Source organism: Shewanella sp. cp20, from assembly GCF_000832025.1.
Taxonomy (GTDB): Bacteria; Pseudomonadota; Gammaproteobacteria; order Enterobacterales; family Shewanellaceae; genus Shewanella.
Genome location: NZ_JPII01000017.1, coordinates 1 through 15,925, shown reverse-complemented (window position 1 = coordinate 15,925; position 15,925 = coordinate 1). Strand labels below are relative to the sequence as shown.

Here is a 15,925-nt window from a genome sequence, read left to right as displayed (position 1 = left end):
GGCTTTAGGCAAACCTGGCTGCGAGGCAACAATTGCTATGCGTCCAAGTTAACCTTTTAACTTGCCCTCGCCGTCGAAGGGCCAGTCAATCCCGAGCCAGGCCTCGAAGAAGGCCTTCTGCTGACGGCTAGGCTTATCGACACTGGTGAGCTTAAGCTTCTCACTGGGCTGCTCGGTCAAGGTCAGTGCCACCTCTTTTAGGCGGTCGTTATTAAACAGGGTCACCTTAATAGTATCGCCTGGGACAAAGTCTTTGATGCGCGCCGCAAACCCCTTGGCCGTCACCTTAAGCCCATCGATGGCCAGCAGCTCGTCGCCCGCCACTATCCCCGCACGCCAGGCCGGGCCTTCACGTTTGACATGGCTTAATCTCAGACTCCCCTCACGCGTCGACATACCGGCATAGGCGATCGCCTTGTTGTCACTGCCATAGTCTTTCTTCAATCCGGCCTTAGCCAGCAGGGCATCGAAGTCCAGCGCCAGGGGGCGGTTAACATGACGCTGCCACCAATCGCCATAATCTTTGCCCGACAGCTCGCGCAGAATCTGCTGTACATCGCCCACCTGATATCCCTTAGGGATCTTAAAGTCCCGATACAGCTTGGCATGCAGATCCCGATAAGAGGCCTCTAGACGAGTGTCGCTCAGCAGGCTGAAATCCAGTGCCAACGAGGTCAGATAGCCTTCCGAATAGATGTTGCTGCTATGGTTCTGGGCATAGTCTCCCCCACCGGCAACCCACTGACCGGCGCTGGCCTCGGCAACAGACTGCACCTCGCGGCCTGGGGTCTGCTCGTTGCGGCTGATGCGTCTGGCGAGATCCTCCAGGAACTCCTTAGGGCTAAGCACACCGGCACGTAGCAACAGCTGACTCTGAAAATAGCTGGTCGAGCCCTCGGCGATCCACAACAGCTCGGTGATCCCCTCCTGCTGATAGTCATAGGGCACCAGGCCCTGAGGACGATAGGCCTTCACATTCCAGGTATGAATAAATTCATGGGAGGCCGTCTTGATGAAACCCAGGTAGTCTTGGCGCTCGCGAAAGCTAAAGCGCGGACGCTGGATGACGGTAGAGTTAAGGTGCTCGGTCGCACCGCTGGCGCCACTGGTGGCGTGCACCATGTAGACGTAACGCTTAAAAGGATAGCCCTCCCAGATAGCCTTGGCCTGGCCACTGAGCAGGGTGAGATCGGCCACCATCTTGTCGAGATCATAGTTACCCTCGCCCCAGACCACGAGTTCATAGTCACGGCCATCGGCCGAGAAGGCTCTGTGCTGACTTATCCCCGTCTCTATGGGCGAGTCCACCAGCACATCATAGTTGTCGGCGCTAAACTGATGATCGCGAGTCGAATCCATTCCCGAGTAGCTGCGCCAGGCCTCTGGCACCGCTAGCGAGACGGTTACCGGCTGGTCGCGAAAATCCGGGCTGTAGACAAACACCCCGCTGGCATCCAGGTAGGCATGGGAGCCGTCGATATGGCTCACCCGCTGCCCCAGGCTGTTGGCGTAGAGCTGATAGCTGACCCGAACCTGCGTCGGCTGAGTCAATTTTACCTGCCACTCGCCGCTGGCACTGCGTTGCCAGTCCAGCGCCTTACCCGATTCATCTTCGGCCTTGAAATAACGAACAGCATCGGCAAGTGGCAATACCTGATACTTGCCGGTACGCCATACGGGCAGATTCACCGTGAGCAAGTTGCCCTCGCTGCGGGGAAAGTCGACCTCGACCTTAGCCAGGTGGTGCTGAGGCTGGGTGAGATCGATCCGGTAATTAACATCTGCGTGAGCTTGAGCTAGGAAAAAAGGACTAAAAATCAAAATCAAGGGTACAGCTAGTTTCACTCTGGCTTCCTTCTGTTATCATAGTTGTAATGTGAAGTTCGTCAGTATAACCCGATTTATCCCTCACACTGCGGACAGAATTCTAAAAACATAATATGCCCGCCTGCGGCCAGGTAATGCTTAAAAAATGCGCGTTTTTCTCTACAGTCTGATTCTGTTCTTTTGCTGTGCAGCCTCGATCGAGGCGGCCTCCAGTCAATTGATCAGTAAAGAGGTTAAGTTTAAAGAGTCGGCCGCCGAATTTTACCAGGACGCCATCGCCAGCCTCTCCTTCCCCATCGAATTTAGCAGCGAAGTGGAATTCAACCATCTCGCCGACAGCCAGGGCTTTGGCGGCGAGGAATTGGAGCGACAATTACAGTGGCTGGCCCGTGTCTACCTGGAACCCGGCATTGGGGTCGATAACGCCATGGACAAGGCGCAGCGGCTGATGACCTTGCTTGAGATCATCGCCGATACGCCCTACGACAAGGCCTATCTGCTGATGCTCGCAGGGCGTAAAGTCGGCCGGGAAAAACAAGATTACCAGCAGGCAATCACCCATTATCAGCAGGCGCTCGCCCAGCTCAAGAGCAGCGAAGATCTAGCCACTCAGCTGCTGCTGCACAGCATTCACTACCAGTTAGGCGATGTCTATCGCATCACGCTACAGAAGAATGCCGCCCTGACCCATCTCAACCAGTATCGCGAGTTGGCCTACCAGCTCAGAGACGACTACCTGATCGCCAAGGCCGAGGCGACCCTTGGGCGCTACTACAGCGGCGATGAGCAATTTGCCAAGGCGCTGCAGCACTACACAGAGGCGATCCGCCTGGCCGAGGGGCTGGACAAGCCCTTCCTGAATGCCATCTTGTCGCTGCGTCTCGCCCGCGTCTATCGCGATCTCAAGTCTTGGGACGAGGCATTGACTTATGCCCACAAGGCAGCAGATGGCTTTACCAAGGTCGGAAAAGACAACTATCTGTCCAGCGCCATGACGGTCATCGCCATGGTGTATGGCGAGCAGGAACGCTGGAATCAGGCGATCGATTACTACCTCAATGCCCAGCAGATTGATGTCAGACGCGGCAACCTGACTGCCCAGGCCCTCAACCTGCACAATCTGGGGGAAGCCTATTTCAACAATAAGGAACCCAAGCGCGCCCTGAGCAACCTCATCAAGGCCAACGGCCTGTTTCTGCAGAAGAAGAGTAAACACTACCTTATCTATAACGATCTGCTGATCGCCGAGGTCGCGAGCCAACTCGAGGACTGGAGCATGGTCAACGCCTATGCCGCCAAGGCCTTTGTCTTGGCCCGGGAGAAGAAACTGCCCGAGCAGATGTTTGAGGCGCTGCAGTATAAGACCCGTGCCCTGAAAGAGCTGGGCGATATCGACAAGGCCTTGGTGGCGCTGGATCAACTGATCACCCTGAGCCAGGAACTCGAACACGAGGGTCAGAAACCCTCAGACTATAGCCCAAGCGTCTTGGCCGAGCAGCAGCTCAAGCTGCAGCTCAATCAGCTTCAGGCATCGAACAAGGTACAGGAGAAGCAGGCGCATCAGTTTAGGCTGGCGGCCAGTATCATCTTTATCGTGAGTCTGCTGTTGGCTCTGGTGGGCATCAACCAGTGGCGCGGCAAGGCCAAGCTGAAACAACAACTGGCCAGCCTGAGACAGAAGGTGAATCAGGAGCCCATCACCCAACTGCCGGGCTACCATGGCTTCATCGCACGCATGATGCGCAGCAGTGATATTGCCCAGCTGGCCCTGCTCTCACTCGACGAAGGCCATAAGCTGGATCAGCGCCTCGGAGCCGATACCTATCTCGAAGCCACGGCGCGCCTGATGGACACCCTGAGTCGAACGCTAGGCGGCGAAGCCTACCTGATCCGCCCTGGGCTTATTCTGTTATCCCTTAGCGGCGTGAGCGAACATCAAGTCCTGCTGGATAAGATCCGCGGCTTGCTCGATGAGCAGCCTCACACCCAGGGGGCCCATTTCAAGCTGGGCTGCATCAAGGTGCCGCTGCTGGGCAACCCGGATGTCAAGGTGGCGCCAGATACCTACTTCAATGTACTGCAGATGTTGGTGGCGGGCGCCACGAGCCTGGGGACGCAAAAAGATTGTTATGTCAGCATCACGCCACTAAACTTTGCCCCAGCGGCAATTTTATCTAACCCGCTATACTTACACTTGGAAAAAGGGATTAGCCGAGGATTGGTTAAGGTCGAATGCAATGAGAATAAGGCACTCATCCAATGGCCAAAATGGCAGGGAACAAACGATGCAGACCCCACATAATTTTATAAAAGTATCCAGCTTGGGTCACATCCCCTCGAAGGTACAATTGCATAACCTAAAAGATAGGATACCATTGGCATTAAATAGCTCTCCATTAGCCAATGGTAAAATTGTTCGGCAACTTCTAAGCGGCTTACAATATAGAAGTTTCTTCCATCAACTGACGCTGAAGCTTATTGACAAGGTTTAGAATGAAAGACGCTATGACAAGCCTTTCCCAGGTATCCCTCCTTCAGCAGAAACTTCATTCTGCCAAAATTGCCTTGGCTGAACTCAACGATCAGAAGGCCCAGAGCCAAAGCTCACTGCTGCAATTTATCGGTCATCTCAGCCTCGCCTGTAAGGGGCAGAGCATAGAGCTTGACAACAAGCTGGCCAAGTTGCGTCATAACCTGCTCAATATCGAGCATATCGAAGAGGTGTTACCCGACCTACTCGAGGTCGAACAGCTACTCAAGCAGCAGTACCACCATGTGATGGGACAGCTCGAAGATGGTCGCGCCAGCCTCGCCAAGGTGATACGTCAGCTGCAACGTGTCGATTCAGTACCAGACAAACTCAAGAAAGAGATCGCCTACTATAAGCAGGATCTGGGCAAGCCGTTTCACACCTACTGGGACTACTTCCCTAAGGTGGAGCGCCTGGTCGGCTTCTTCGAAGCCATCATGCATGAACAGCTTAGCCAGGGTGACAAGTTAGAGGTCTTGCCAAAACACAGGCAGCTGGCCCACGAACTGGCACAGATGATCTCCGAGATAGAGTTTCGTAAGGATCAGCGCGACCAGGTGTTAGTGATCAAGGATTATCTGGCCGGCGAAATCGATGTCGATGGTCTAATCGACGCCTATCAGACCATACTCTCGCTGCTGCTGGATAATATCGCGCTGGAGAAGAGTGCCTCTCAGGAGTTCCTCTACGCCCTCAACGATGCCCTCTCTGCGGTGCGTGAGGTGGTGAACGACTCTTACAACAGCAACCAGCGCAGCTATCAACTGAAGAAACAGCTCAACCGTGAGATCAACTCGCGGGTCGACAATGTGGGCGATGCCATCATCGACATCGACGACATCGACCATCTCAAGCTGCAGGTCACCGAACAACTGGCCTCTATCCGCACCGCGCTGGGACGCAAAGAGGCGCTGGAGCAGCGCGAACAGGCGATGCTGCGCAAGTCGATGGAGACCATGCGCGACGAGCTCAACGAACTGAGCAAAGAGGCCAACGCCTACAAGGAACGTCTGTTCGAACAGCAGAAACTCAACCTGCTCGACACCCTGACCCAGCTGCCTAACCGCGCGGCGCTGGAAGAGCGTATGGAGCAGGAGTTCCGTAACTATCAACGTCACCGCCATCCGCTATGGGTCGCCGTGGCCGACATAGACCACTTCAAGTCCATCAACGATAACTTTGGTCACAGCACGGGCGATAAGACACTACAGGTGATCGCCATGGCGCTGAAAAACTCCCTGCGTGAATCTGAGTTTGTCGCCCGTTACGGCGGTGAAGAGTTTGTCCTCATCATCCCAGATGTGTCGGCCAACGACATAGAACATCTGTTGAATCGCGTGAGGGAGAAAGTAAAAAATATTCCCTTTAAGTTTAAAAATCAGAGAATTACAGTTACAGTATCAATAGGTGCTGCACAAATTCTTGAAAACGAGCAGATAAGTGAAACCTTCGAACGCGCCGACGCAGCACTCTATAAGGCCAAACATGAGAGCAGAGACAGAGTAATTATTGACGCCTAATCCTGGGGTTGCCCCAGGAATTCTCCATCCTTTTCCCCGGCGTCATGGCTCGAGTCTGCAGCTAAGGAGTCGCCATGATCGTCAATATCAGTCCCAGAGGCAGTATGGATCAACTTTCCCAGTTGGAAGTTGATCGCCTCAAGCAAAACGCTAGCAGTGAACTCTATCAACTCTTCCGCAACTGTTCCCTGGCGGTACTCGCCTCAGGATTACAGAGCGATAACGCCTGCACCCTTTTTGAGCAATACAGCAACTTCAACATCAACGTGCTCAGGCGTGAGCGCGGCATCAAGATAGAGCTGGTCAATCCCCCCGAGGCCGCCTTCGTCGATGGCCACATCATCGCCGGGATCCAGGAGCATCTGTTTGCGGTACTCAGGGATATCGTCTATCTGAGCGACCGCTACGACAACTTGAAACACATCAACCTGACTAACTCCAGCCATATCACCAACGTGGTGTTCGACATTTTACGTAACGCACAGGTGATCCCGCGCCAGGACCCCAACATAGTGGTCTGCTGGGGTGGCCACAGCATAAACCCCAACGAATACCAGTACACCCGGGAGGTGGGCTACGAGCTTGGCCTACGCAGCATGGATATCTGCACCGGCTGCGGCCCGGGCGCCATGGAGGGACCGATGAAGGGCGCCGCCATCGGCCATGCTAAACAACGAGTGCGTACCGCCCGCTATATCGGCCTGACAGAACCCAGCATCATCGCCGCCGAGCCTCCCAATCAGATCGTTAACGAACTGGTGATCTTGCCCGATATCGAGAAGCGCCTGGAGGCCTTCGTCCGCCTGGGTCACGGCATAGTGATCTTCCCCGGCGGCGCCGGCACCGCAGAGGAGTTGCTCTATCTGCTGGGGATCCTGCTCAACAAGGAAAATGCCAACATCCCCTTCCCCTTGGTGCTTACCGGCCCCAGAGAGAGCGCCGATTACTTCATCAAGATAGATGAGTTTATCGCCGCCACCCTAGGTGAAGAGGCCCAGAGCAAGTATGAGATAGTCATCGATGATCCGGTAAGGGTGGCGCGCATCATGAGCCATGGCATGACGGTCATCAAACAGCACCGTAGAGACACGGGCGACTCCTACCAGTACAACTGGTCGCTGAAGATAGAACCCGAGTTTCAGCTGCCCTTCGTGCCGGATCATGAGATCATGAACAACCTCAATCTCTACTATCAGCCCAATAAGGCAGATCTGGCGGCCAACCTGAGACGCGCGTTTTCTGGTATAGTGGCGGGCAACGTCAAGATGGACACAATGCGAGAGATAGCACGTTCGGGCCCCTTCGAGATTCGAGGGGATAAACAACTGATGAAGCTGATGGACACCCTGCTGCAGGCCTTCGTCGATCAGCAGCGGATGAAGCTGCCCGGCAGCGCCTATGTTCCCTGCTATCGGATAGCGACTTAACCTAACGCTAGATAGATAATGAATCGATTTTTAATCATAGATGGACTCAACCTGGTGCGGCGCATCCACGCCGCCCAGCCAAACGAGAACGATGTTAATGGCCTGCCCGAGCGGGTCACCTCCGCCTGTCGTAAGCTGCTAAACAAACACGACCCCAGCCACGTCACCCTGGTCTGGGACGGCGATGCCATCTCCTGGCGCAAACAGCTCTATGGTGACTATAAGAAGGGGCGCAAGCCGATGCCCGAGGCCTTGAGCCAGGCCCTACCCGCGCTTAAGCAACACCTGGCCGAACGGGGCTTTCACTCCATCGATGCCATTGCCGAGGCCGATGATGTCATCGCCACCCTGGCCAGCAAGATGGTTAAGGCCAATGGCGAGGCGATCATCGTCTCCACCGACAAGGGCTTTACCCAGTTGCTTTCTCCCCAAATACAGCTGTGGGATCACTTTAATCAGCAGGTCATCAGCATAGAAGATCGTGAGCAGCAACTGGGCGTCGATCGCAGTCAGTTTATCGATTTTCTCGCCATGGCCGGCGACAGCGGTAACAAGATCCCCGGCATCCCAGGCATAGGCCCTAAGTCGGCCTGTGAGCTGCTGAAAACCTTCCGCAGCCTGGCCAATGTCTACGCCTCACTGGATAAGATAGGCGCAAAACAGGCTAAGAAGCTCGAGGAGGGGCGCGCGTCGGCGAGGTTAAGCTACAAGCTGGTGCAACTGCAGACAGATATCCCCCTCAATACCCGCCTGGCGAACTTCAGGGTCGAGCAGACCGCGAAGGCGTAAACATTCGCTTACTTATTTATTGGCTTTGTCGACGCCGCAAGCGAAAAGGGTACTACCATCCCTTTTTCATCTGCTTTATATTGTAACCAATATGTTGCAGTGGTTTAATCCACTGCAGATACACCCGCAGCATGGAAGGATCCCAAGGTAAGATGAAATCTAAAGTTCCAGTGATAATAGGCTCAATCTTTGCGGCCTATCTGGCCTTTGTCGCCGTCGTCGTCCTGGTTTATGAACCCACACCAGATGATATGGACTGGGAAGACAGACAGGCCTACAACAACGCTAAATTAACCGAGCTCTCTATAGGCCAGCCGATAGAGCAGATCAGAACACTCATGGGTAAGGCCGACTTCTCTGAGGCCAAGAGCAGTAACCAAGATACCCTACAGGTACTCTTTTATCGCACCCATCACAGCAAGTCAGACGGTGAGACGACCCGCGACGAATGTACGCCGCTACTGTTTAAGAACAACAAGCTGATCGCCTGGGGCCAGGACACCTATCAGCAATATCTCGACTCCCCCATTGGCGGCTAACCGCCGCACTCCTGCAGGCGCTGTCACAACCAGCGCCTGACACGGCGTCTATACGCGCCATACTCCTTGGGAAATTTCGCCAGCAGATAGGCCTCCTCACGGCGAATCGCCAGCCAATAGACCCCTATACAGGCCGGCAAGATGCTCAACACCAACCAGGGTGACGCCAGCAGTAGCCCAAGTCCCAGGGGAAAACCACAGAAGGCCACATAGATAGGGTTACGACTATAACCGTAGTAGCCGGCAGTAATGATGTTGGAGGTGGGCTTCCAGGGCTCGATAGCCGTCTGGCGCCGCTTGAAGATCAATAAGATATGTAACAAGACCAGAGTCGTCGTGACCAGCAGGGCGACACCGGCAACCTGACCGATTGGATGGGTGGGCAAGCCCAAGGGAAAGAGCTTCTCACATCCCAATGCCGCCAGCATAGATAAGATAAAGATAAGAGGCGGCGGCACCTTGACGCTGGCTCCCTTGCTATCGGTTTCTGTAATCCCCTGCGCCATATTCCTTTACTCTCCTCAATCCTTTTAAACCTAACCGTCTTTAAACCCTGAACACCTAAACATCTTGAAACCTAAACACCTTAAGCCCTGAGCGTCTAAAGCCCTGAATGCCTTTAACGGCTATAAGCCCTGAGTTCATCCTCTCAAATGCTGCGCCTCATTGAGCAGCATAAAAAAGCCGGGCTAGGCCCGGCTTACGCAATGCACCTGGGGCTTAACCCGCCTTCTTATATTCTTGATAGGCCTCGCCCTCAGACAGCCACTTAGGTGCCGGCTTGCCCTTCAGGTAATGATCGAAGTATTGCATCATGCGCAGGCTATAGTCGAGCTTGTTCGGGTATTTCTTCAGATGATGAGGCTCATCCTGATACTGCAGGAACACCACATCCTTACCCGCACGGCGCATGGCCAGATACAGCTCGACCCCTTGCTCCCAAGGCACAGCATCGTCTTTGTCGCCGAACATGATCATCATAGGGGTCTTGATCCGCTCGACATAGAAGACGGGTGAGTTTTCGATATATTTCTGTGGCGCCTTAAACAGGCTCTCACCGATGCGGCTCTGCCCCGTCTCATACTGGAACTGACGCGCAAGCCCGGTACCGTGACGAATACCACTGTAGGCGCTGGTCATGTTAGAGACAGGTGCGCCGGTGACCGCCGCCTTAAAGATAGAGGTCTGAGTCACCGCGAAGGCGGTCTGATAGCCGCCCCAGGAGTGACCCTGAATACCTACCGCGTTCGCATCGGCAATACCCATATCGATGAGCTTCTGCACGCCCGAGGTCAGCGCCTGTACCGAACTTGCACCTGGGTAACCCACCTCGAAACGGATATCCGGCAGGAAGATGGCGTAGCCGTTATCGGCATACCAGGCGAAGTTAGGTCTGTGGTTGAGCTTCATGTCTGGGAAGGCATGCAACCTGTCGCTCATGAATCGGTAGAAATAAACCAACACGGGATAACGCTTACCCGCCACATAGTTAGAGGGCTTGATCAGCACGCCATCGAGTGGCTTGCCGTCACCATTGGTCCAATGCACCAACTCAGCTTTGCCCCAATCGAGCTGACGCTTCTGATCATCGAGTCGGGTCTGGCGACTCGCCTGCTCAGGGCTCAGCAGATCGCTGGCATAGAGGTCAGGATAGAGATCGTAACGCTGCTTGGAAAACAGCACCTTGTCACTCTCTTCGGCGCGGGCCAAAAGCTTAAGCTTATAGTCGCCCTGCATCAGAGGCTTAACGCCGGAGACGCTTACCTTGGCGGTATAGAAGCCATCACCCTTAGTGCGCTCGTTATAGCCATGAAGCAGTAGGCTCTGATCCGGCTGTAATCGAACCGGCTTATCCGCCTTTTCTAGCAGACCCGTGACGCGATACTGGATCTGCGCCTTGCGTCCCTTGGCGGCCGTGAGGCGAAATGCATCTAATGAGTCGGTATTAAACTGCCAGATATCATACTTGTCGTAGGCGAGGAAGGCCGAGCCATCTTCGACCCAGGGGCCTAGACCATAGCCTGGGGCTACCGAAGGATAGTCATGATCTTCGTCGGCAAATGGCGTCTTGAAATCTTTGGTCAGCTTGACTCGGCTATCCTGCGCTATCTGATAGAGGAAGATATTGCCCTGCTGATAGTAGGCCACAAAACGCTCGTTGGGAGAAAGCGATGGCTCCTGGCCTACCGGCTGCTGGATAAGAAACGCCTGCTTGCGTCCCGTGTTGAGATCCACCAGGTAATAGTCGCGGTAGAAACCGGCCCAGGTGATCATCTTAAGGTAAGGCACATCTGTGCTGGCGAGCATGAAGCGTTGCTGCTGGCCAAGCTCAATATCCGGCACCGCCTGATCTGCCAACTGTACCACCTGCTTAGAACCAAGATGCAAAACCGCCAGATAGGTTTGTTTAAGGGCTTTCTTGTACTGCTTTACCTCGTTTGGCTTGATGCGAGGGTCGTCCCCATGCCAGACGCGCAGCTCGCGCTGGCCAGCTATCACATCCGCATCATAGAGATCGTCAGCCTTGGCCACCTTAGGTAACTCCAGCTGCTGGCTCACCTCGGGCACGCGGCCGAAGAAGAGTCGCTTACTGTCTTCAGAAAACGTCAGTTCGCTATAACGGTTTAGGGTCCACTCCTTGGTGTTGGCCACCCTATGCAGCTTGTCACTGCCCGACTGGTGCAGGGCGAGATGATATTCACGTCCCCAGGGCGCCTCGCTGGCATTACCATAGGTGAAGGCGACATATTTGCCGTCTTCACTGGCGGAGACCGCGCCTATTTGCTGATCCACAAACCCGGCAACCACCTCAAGCTCACCGCTGTTGAGATCCAGGCGCTGCACCCGGTGCAGATTATTGGCAATATCGTTTTGGGCAGCGACCAGGCTACGGCCCGCCTTATCGAAATAGTAGGCGGTAACATGGGCCAGTTTCTCACTGCTCCCCGCCTTGAGGTTAACCACCTCTAGAGTGCGCCCCTTGTCATATTTGTCGACTTTTGGCTTGCTTTCGCTCTCTTTGGCCTTGGCCTGACTATTTTTGTCGTTGGTTTCGCCCTCGTCCTGCTTGTCACCATCGTCCTCTTCACCGGCCTCATACCAGATAGCGAGATGGGTTCCCGCCTCGTTAAAGGCGAACTCCTTGACCTTATCGTAACGCGTCTCCTTGCCAGACTCGGTATCCAATAATGCCAAACCGGCCTTGAGCTTCTTGCGGGCCTTAGGGCTGGCCTTCTCCTGCTCAAGCAAGGCAGGTTCGATAGCGAAGGCGGCAAAGCGACCATCGTGGCTGATCAGTGGCTTACTGCCTCCCGCCACGGTAAAGCTTTGGTCGCCGTCTAGGCGCTTCACCATGCCATGATTGTCTCCCCGATCCGGACTCACTTCGACGGCAAAGGCACTGCCATTGGCCGAGAGCACCGGTTTCTTGAGGGATTCGAATTTCATGATGACATCGGGTGTCACATCGGCGCTAAAGGTAGCGCAGGAAAAGAGACTGGCGCACAGGAGAGATAGGGTCGGTAATGGCTTCAAGGTCTTCCTCATTTTTAACTTATTATTAACGGATGCAGCTTGTCATTAACGTGTGTAGCCTGGGGTATTAGACTAAAGTAGACTTTTTTAACGGTTAAGGATCAATCATCGTCATTAGCCTTTGTTATTGCAAGTTAGCCTACACAAAAAAACGTGAGATTGCTCACTAATTCCTGTGAAATTTGCGCAAAAGTAGTTAAAATAAAGCCGATAAAGATTCTAAAAATTCATAGTCATAACACCGTGTCTTTCGACATGGTCAGACAATAGCAGTAACGACCAACCGTGGAAGGACTCTCCATGTCAAAAAGAACTATTACCGTTATCCCGGGTGATGGGATTGGCCCAAGCATAATCGACTCAGCAATCAAGATCTTAGATAAAGCAGGATGTGATTTCGAATACGAGTTTGCCGATGCTGGTCTAGCCGCACTTGAGAAACAAGGTGAACTTCTACCTCAACGTACACTGGATATGATCGAGAAGAACCGTATCACGCTTAAAGGGCCATTAACGACCCCTGTTGGCGAAGGTTTCACCTCAATCAACGTCACTTTACGTAAAAAATTCAGCTTATATGCCAACGTACGCCCTGTATTGTCTTTTAAAGGCACTCAGGCACGTTATGACAACATCGACATCATCACGGTACGTGAAAACACCGAAGGTATGTACTCTGGCCTAGGTCAAACCGTTTCTGAAGACGGTGCGACGGCAGAAGCCACCAGTATCATTACCCGTCAGGGTGCCGAGCAGATCACCACCTTCGCCTACGAGCTAGCGCGCAAAGAGGGTCGTAAGAAGGTGACTATCGTACACAAGGCCAACATCATGAAGTCGACCTCAGGCCTGTTCCTGAAGGTGGCTCGTGAAGTCAGCCAGCGTTACCCAGACATCACCACCGAAGAGATGATTGTCGACGCAACCTGCATGAAGCTGGTAATGAACCCAGAAAACTTCGACGTGATCGTTACCACCAACCTGTTCGGCGACATCCTATCGGATCTGTGTGCCGGTCTGGTAGGCGGCCTGGGCATGGCCCCAGGCGCCAACATCGGCAAGGACGCGGCGATCTTCGAAGCGGTTCACGGCAGTGCGCCAGATATCGCAGGTAAGAACCTGGCTAACCCGACTTCAGTTATCCTGGCTTCTATCCAGATGCTGGAATACCTGGGCATGTCTGACAAGGCGGCAGCCATTCGCTCGGCAGTCTCTGCCGTGATCGAAGAAGGCGATCGCACCACTCGCGACCTTGGCGGTACCCACGGTACTTCTGACTTCACCCAGGCGGTACTCGAGCGTCTGTAATCGACAAGCTGCGAGATCTAATTGCTGAAATAGAAAAGCCCCGCAAACGCGGGGCTTTATTCTATCCGAAAATTCTTTAATTAACCGACATTTCTTAAATTAACCATTGGTTCTGTTGTTAACCAAAGTTAAATCCGACGCTGGGGCGCAGCCACAGATGCACAGTCACCTCATCTCTATCATGATAAAGATGCTTACAGGCCAGATGGAAATCATCGATACCATTTTCCCTTAGCACCTCTTGCATGGTGGCCAGGATAGTCGACACCTCTTTATAACGGCTCTTCATCGGCAGCTTGAGGTTAAAAATAGCCTCCTTAAACCAACCGTTGATCGCCCAGGCCTCCATCAGCTCGGCCACACGCGAGGGTTTCTCTACCATGTCGCACACCAGCCAGTAGATATTCTTCTTCGGCGGCTCGAAACGGAAGCCGTCGGCCTGATAATGTCTCACCTGCCCTGTGTCCATCAGGTTCTGCGCCATGGGGCCATTATCGACCGCCGCCACGAACATGCCGCGGCGAACCAGCTGATAGGTCCAGCCACCTGGACAGGCACCGAGATCGACCGAGTTCATGCCGCTGCGTAGACGCTGCTCCTGCTCCGACTTGGGAATAAAGTGGATGAAGGCCTCATCCAGCTTGAGGGTCGAGCGGCTCGGCGCATCGCTGGCCATCTTGAGCCTTGGGATCCCCATGAAATAGGGAGAGCTGTTGTGGCTCAGCGAATAGCCCACGTAGGCGGTGCCCGGACCGACGAAACAGACGTGGATGATGGGACGCTTGGGATTTTCCTTCTCAAGCAAGGCACCGCTGCGTTTTAGCGCCTGTCTCAGGGGCACGGTAAACTTACGACAGAAGGTCGACAGCTCCTTGGCCTCGTTGGTATCAGGCGTCTCGACCCTAAGCTCACCCGCCTTATTCACCTTTGCCAGGGCATCGACGATAGGCGTAACCCGATCGCCCTCGGGCAAATCTTTTAGCAGCTCGTTGGCGGCAAACATCTGACGGGTGAAGATCAAGGAATCCAGCTCGAGCTGCTCGGCCAAGAGATCGGCATCACCCGCCTGAAAGCACTGAAAAATCACGTAACCGTCGTTACGATTAGTCTTTACAAAGCCGCCAACATTCAGCTCCGCGGCTCGCTGCTGGATCTCGGCTGCGCAGTCTTTCTCGTAGCCGGCACGGCAATATAAAAATAGGTTTATCATCGGAACATCCTGAATAAAAAATGGCGACCCATATCATTGGGCCGCCATTCTACACTTTCTCGAAAATGAATACGATTATCTTAACGCCCGCTCGCGGTGCTAATCGTCCAGCTCCACCACACGATTACGCCACACGGCCACCGCGATAAACAACCAGCCCAGCAGGAAGCAGACACCACCCATGGGGGTCACGGGCCCTGTCCACTTGCTGCCCACCAGCACGTAGAGATAGAGCGAGCCGGAAAACATCACTATGCCCAGCAGAAACAGATAACCCGCCCAGTCGATCAGGCGAGACTTGAGCCAGTGACCGCTAAAGGCCACGGCGATCAGGGCAAAGGTGTGATAAAACTGATACTCGACACCCAGATTAAAGATGTCGATCATCTCTGGCGTGGTCACCTGCTTGAGTCCATGGGCACCAAAGGCGCCCAGGGCCACGGCTAAAAAACCACTCAAGGCTGCCAGCAATAGAAAACCTTTACGCATCTAACCCCCTAATAAATTGAATACTATGTGAGACTGCCCGATCCAGATTAGCGCTTTGGGTCGTGCCTGACGACTTTCTTGGCAGAAAACTATGATCCCCATCGGTTAACCACTCGAGTTTGGCGTTAAAAGGTGCAAGCCAAGGTTCGACCTGGCCCTTGGCGCCAAACTTATCACGCTCGCCCTGTATCACCAGCAGCGGCGCCCGACACTCACCGATAGGCTCGAGTCTGGGCTCGCCCCCTTTAGGCGGCACGAAGGGATAACCAAGGCAGATCACGCCATCGAGCGCTTGCTCGGCACCGAGCATCGCCGCCATGCGTCCGCCCATGGACTTACCCATCACAATCAAACGCTTGGGCTGGTAAACCTCACGCACCGTCTCTATCAGCAGGCTAAAATCCTTAATCAGCTTAGGCGCCCTGTCCGGCGGCCTGCGCTTGCCATCGATGGCGTTGTTGCGCATGTAGGGAAAATTAAAGCGGATCACCCCAAGCCCCTGGCCTGCGAGACGCTCGGCCATCTGCGCCATGAAATCGTGTGCCATGTTGGCGCCTGCCCCATGGGCCAGCACGACTAAGGTGTCACAATCAAGGCCACTGTCATCGACGGCGCCGGAAAACAGACACTGACTCGCGGGCAGCTCGGCCTGCTTAAGCCGCGCATCTAATTTTTGCGTAAAACTCATCTCAACTCTTTATCTTTGGTCAGGCCCCATAAGAGGCACGACTCGCGACTGATTTAATGAATAG

12 protein-coding genes are annotated in these 15,925 nt (G+C 54.2%); 6 read left to right on the top strand and 6 right to left on the bottom strand.

From position 1 onward, the window contains the following. Positions 1-48: 48 nt before the first annotated feature. Complete coding sequence (locus tag DB48_RS04810) at positions 49-1,845, bottom strand: M61 family metallopeptidase (RefSeq protein WP_041509181.1); 1,797 nt, start codon at positions 1,843-1,845, stop codon at positions 49-51. 127 nt (positions 1,846-1,972) lie between these two features. Here DB48_RS04810 and DB48_RS04805 point away from each other — a divergent pair, with 127 nt between their 5' ends. The 5 genes from DB48_RS04805 (at position 1,973) to DB48_RS04785 (ending at position 8,632) form a co-directional block, all read left to right on the top strand. After that, entirely contained in the window at positions 1,973-4,129 is a 2,157-nt protein-coding gene (locus DB48_RS04805) for a tetratricopeptide repeat protein (protein WP_041509180.1), read from the top strand. Between the two features lie 191 nt (positions 4,130-4,320). Then, a complete protein-coding gene (locus DB48_RS04800; protein ID WP_041509179.1) occupies positions 4,321-5,877 on the top strand; it encodes a GGDEF domain-containing protein in 1,557 nt (518 codons plus the stop codon). 74 nt (positions 5,878-5,951) lie between these two features. Then, positions 5,952-7,304 carry a nucleotide 5'-monophosphate nucleosidase PpnN gene (gene ppnN / locus DB48_RS04795; protein WP_041509178.1) on the top strand — a complete coding sequence of 451 codons (1,353 nt, stop codon included), beginning with the start codon at positions 5,952-5,954 and terminating at the stop codon, positions 7,302-7,304. A gap of 18 nt (positions 7,305-7,322) precedes the next feature. After that, positions 7,323-8,093: a flap endonuclease Xni gene (gene xni / locus DB48_RS04790; RefSeq protein ID WP_041509177.1), complete on the top strand. Its 771-nt coding sequence runs from the start codon at positions 7,323-7,325 to the stop codon at positions 8,091-8,093. A 152-nt stretch (positions 8,094-8,245) separates the two neighbouring features. Beyond that, entirely contained in the window at positions 8,246-8,632 is a 387-nt protein-coding gene (locus DB48_RS04785; protein WP_041509176.1) for a DUF3192 domain-containing protein, read from the top strand. Positions 8,633-8,655: 23 nt separating this feature from the next. Here DB48_RS04785 and DB48_RS04780 read toward each other — a convergent pair whose 3' ends face one another. Both DB48_RS04780 and DB48_RS04775 read right to left on the bottom strand, forming a co-directional pair. Beyond that, complete coding sequence (locus DB48_RS04780; RefSeq protein ID WP_041509175.1) at positions 8,656-9,138, bottom strand: methyltransferase family protein; 483 nt, start codon at positions 9,136-9,138, stop codon at positions 8,656-8,658. A gap of 214 nt (positions 9,139-9,352) precedes the next feature. Continuing rightward, a complete protein-coding gene (locus tag DB48_RS04775; RefSeq protein WP_041509174.1) occupies positions 9,353-12,166 on the bottom strand; it encodes an alpha/beta hydrolase family protein in 2,814 nt (937 codons plus the stop codon). A 300-nt stretch (positions 12,167-12,466) separates the two neighbouring features. Here DB48_RS04775 and DB48_RS04770 point away from each other — a divergent pair, with 300 nt between their 5' ends. Beyond that, a complete protein-coding gene (locus DB48_RS04770) occupies positions 12,467-13,474 on the top strand; it encodes an isocitrate dehydrogenase (protein WP_041509173.1) in 1,008 nt (335 codons plus the stop codon). Positions 13,475-13,592: 118 nt separating this feature from the next. Here the strand turns inward: DB48_RS04770 and rlmM are convergent, their stop codons facing one another. The 3 genes from rlmM to DB48_RS04755 all read right to left on the bottom strand — a co-directional run bounded on the left by rlmM (position 13,593) and on the right by DB48_RS04755 (position 15,861). Beyond that, complete coding sequence (gene rlmM / locus DB48_RS04765) at positions 13,593-14,684, bottom strand: 23S rRNA (cytidine(2498)-2'-O)-methyltransferase RlmM (protein ID WP_041509172.1); 1,092 nt, start codon at positions 14,682-14,684, stop codon at positions 13,593-13,595. Positions 14,685-14,783: 99 nt separating this feature from the next. After that, a complete protein-coding gene (locus DB48_RS04760) occupies positions 14,784-15,173 on the bottom strand; it encodes a DUF423 domain-containing protein (RefSeq protein WP_041509171.1) in 390 nt (129 codons plus the stop codon). Continuing rightward, on the bottom strand, positions 15,166-15,861 hold the full coding sequence (locus DB48_RS04755) for an alpha/beta fold hydrolase (RefSeq protein WP_041509170.1): 696 nt from the start codon (positions 15,859-15,861) through the stop codon (positions 15,166-15,168). The genes DB48_RS04760 and DB48_RS04755 overlap by 8 nt, the downstream gene beginning before the upstream one ends. Positions 15,862-15,925: the final 64 nt, after the last annotated feature.

Bases quoted from the DNA above. Each gene is read 5' to 3' on its own strand.
- DB48_RS04805 (WP_041509180.1), top strand. From the start codon at position 1,973: ATGCGCGTTTTTCTCTACAGTCTGATTCTGTTCTTTTGCTGTGCAGCC.
- DB48_RS04800 (WP_041509179.1), top strand. From the start codon at position 4,321: ATGAAAGACGCTATGACAAGCCTTTCCCAGGTATCCCTCCTTCAGCAG.
- ppnN (WP_041509178.1), top strand. From the start codon at position 5,952: ATGATCGTCAATATCAGTCCCAGAGGCAGTATGGATCAACTTTCCCAG.
- xni (WP_041509177.1), top strand. From the start codon at position 7,323: ATGAATCGATTTTTAATCATAGATGGACTCAACCTGGTGCGGCGCATC.
- DB48_RS04785 (WP_041509176.1), top strand. From the start codon at position 8,246: ATGAAATCTAAAGTTCCAGTGATAATAGGCTCAATCTTTGCGGCCTAT.
- DB48_RS04780 (WP_041509175.1), bottom strand. From the start codon at position 9,138: ATGGCGCAGGGGATTACAGAAACCGATAGCAAGGGAGCCAGCGTCAAG.
- DB48_RS04770 (WP_041509173.1), top strand. From the start codon at position 12,467: ATGTCAAAAAGAACTATTACCGTTATCCCGGGTGATGGGATTGGCCCA.
- rlmM (WP_041509172.1), bottom strand. From the start codon at position 14,684: ATGATAAACCTATTTTTATATTGCCGTGCCGGCTACGAGAAAGACTGC.
- DB48_RS04760 (WP_041509171.1), bottom strand. From the start codon at position 15,173: ATGCGTAAAGGTTTTCTATTGCTGGCAGCCTTGAGTGGTTTTTTAGCC.
- DB48_RS04755 (WP_041509170.1), bottom strand. From the start codon at position 15,861: ATGAGTTTTACGCAAAAATTAGATGCGCGGCTTAAGCAGGCCGAGCTG.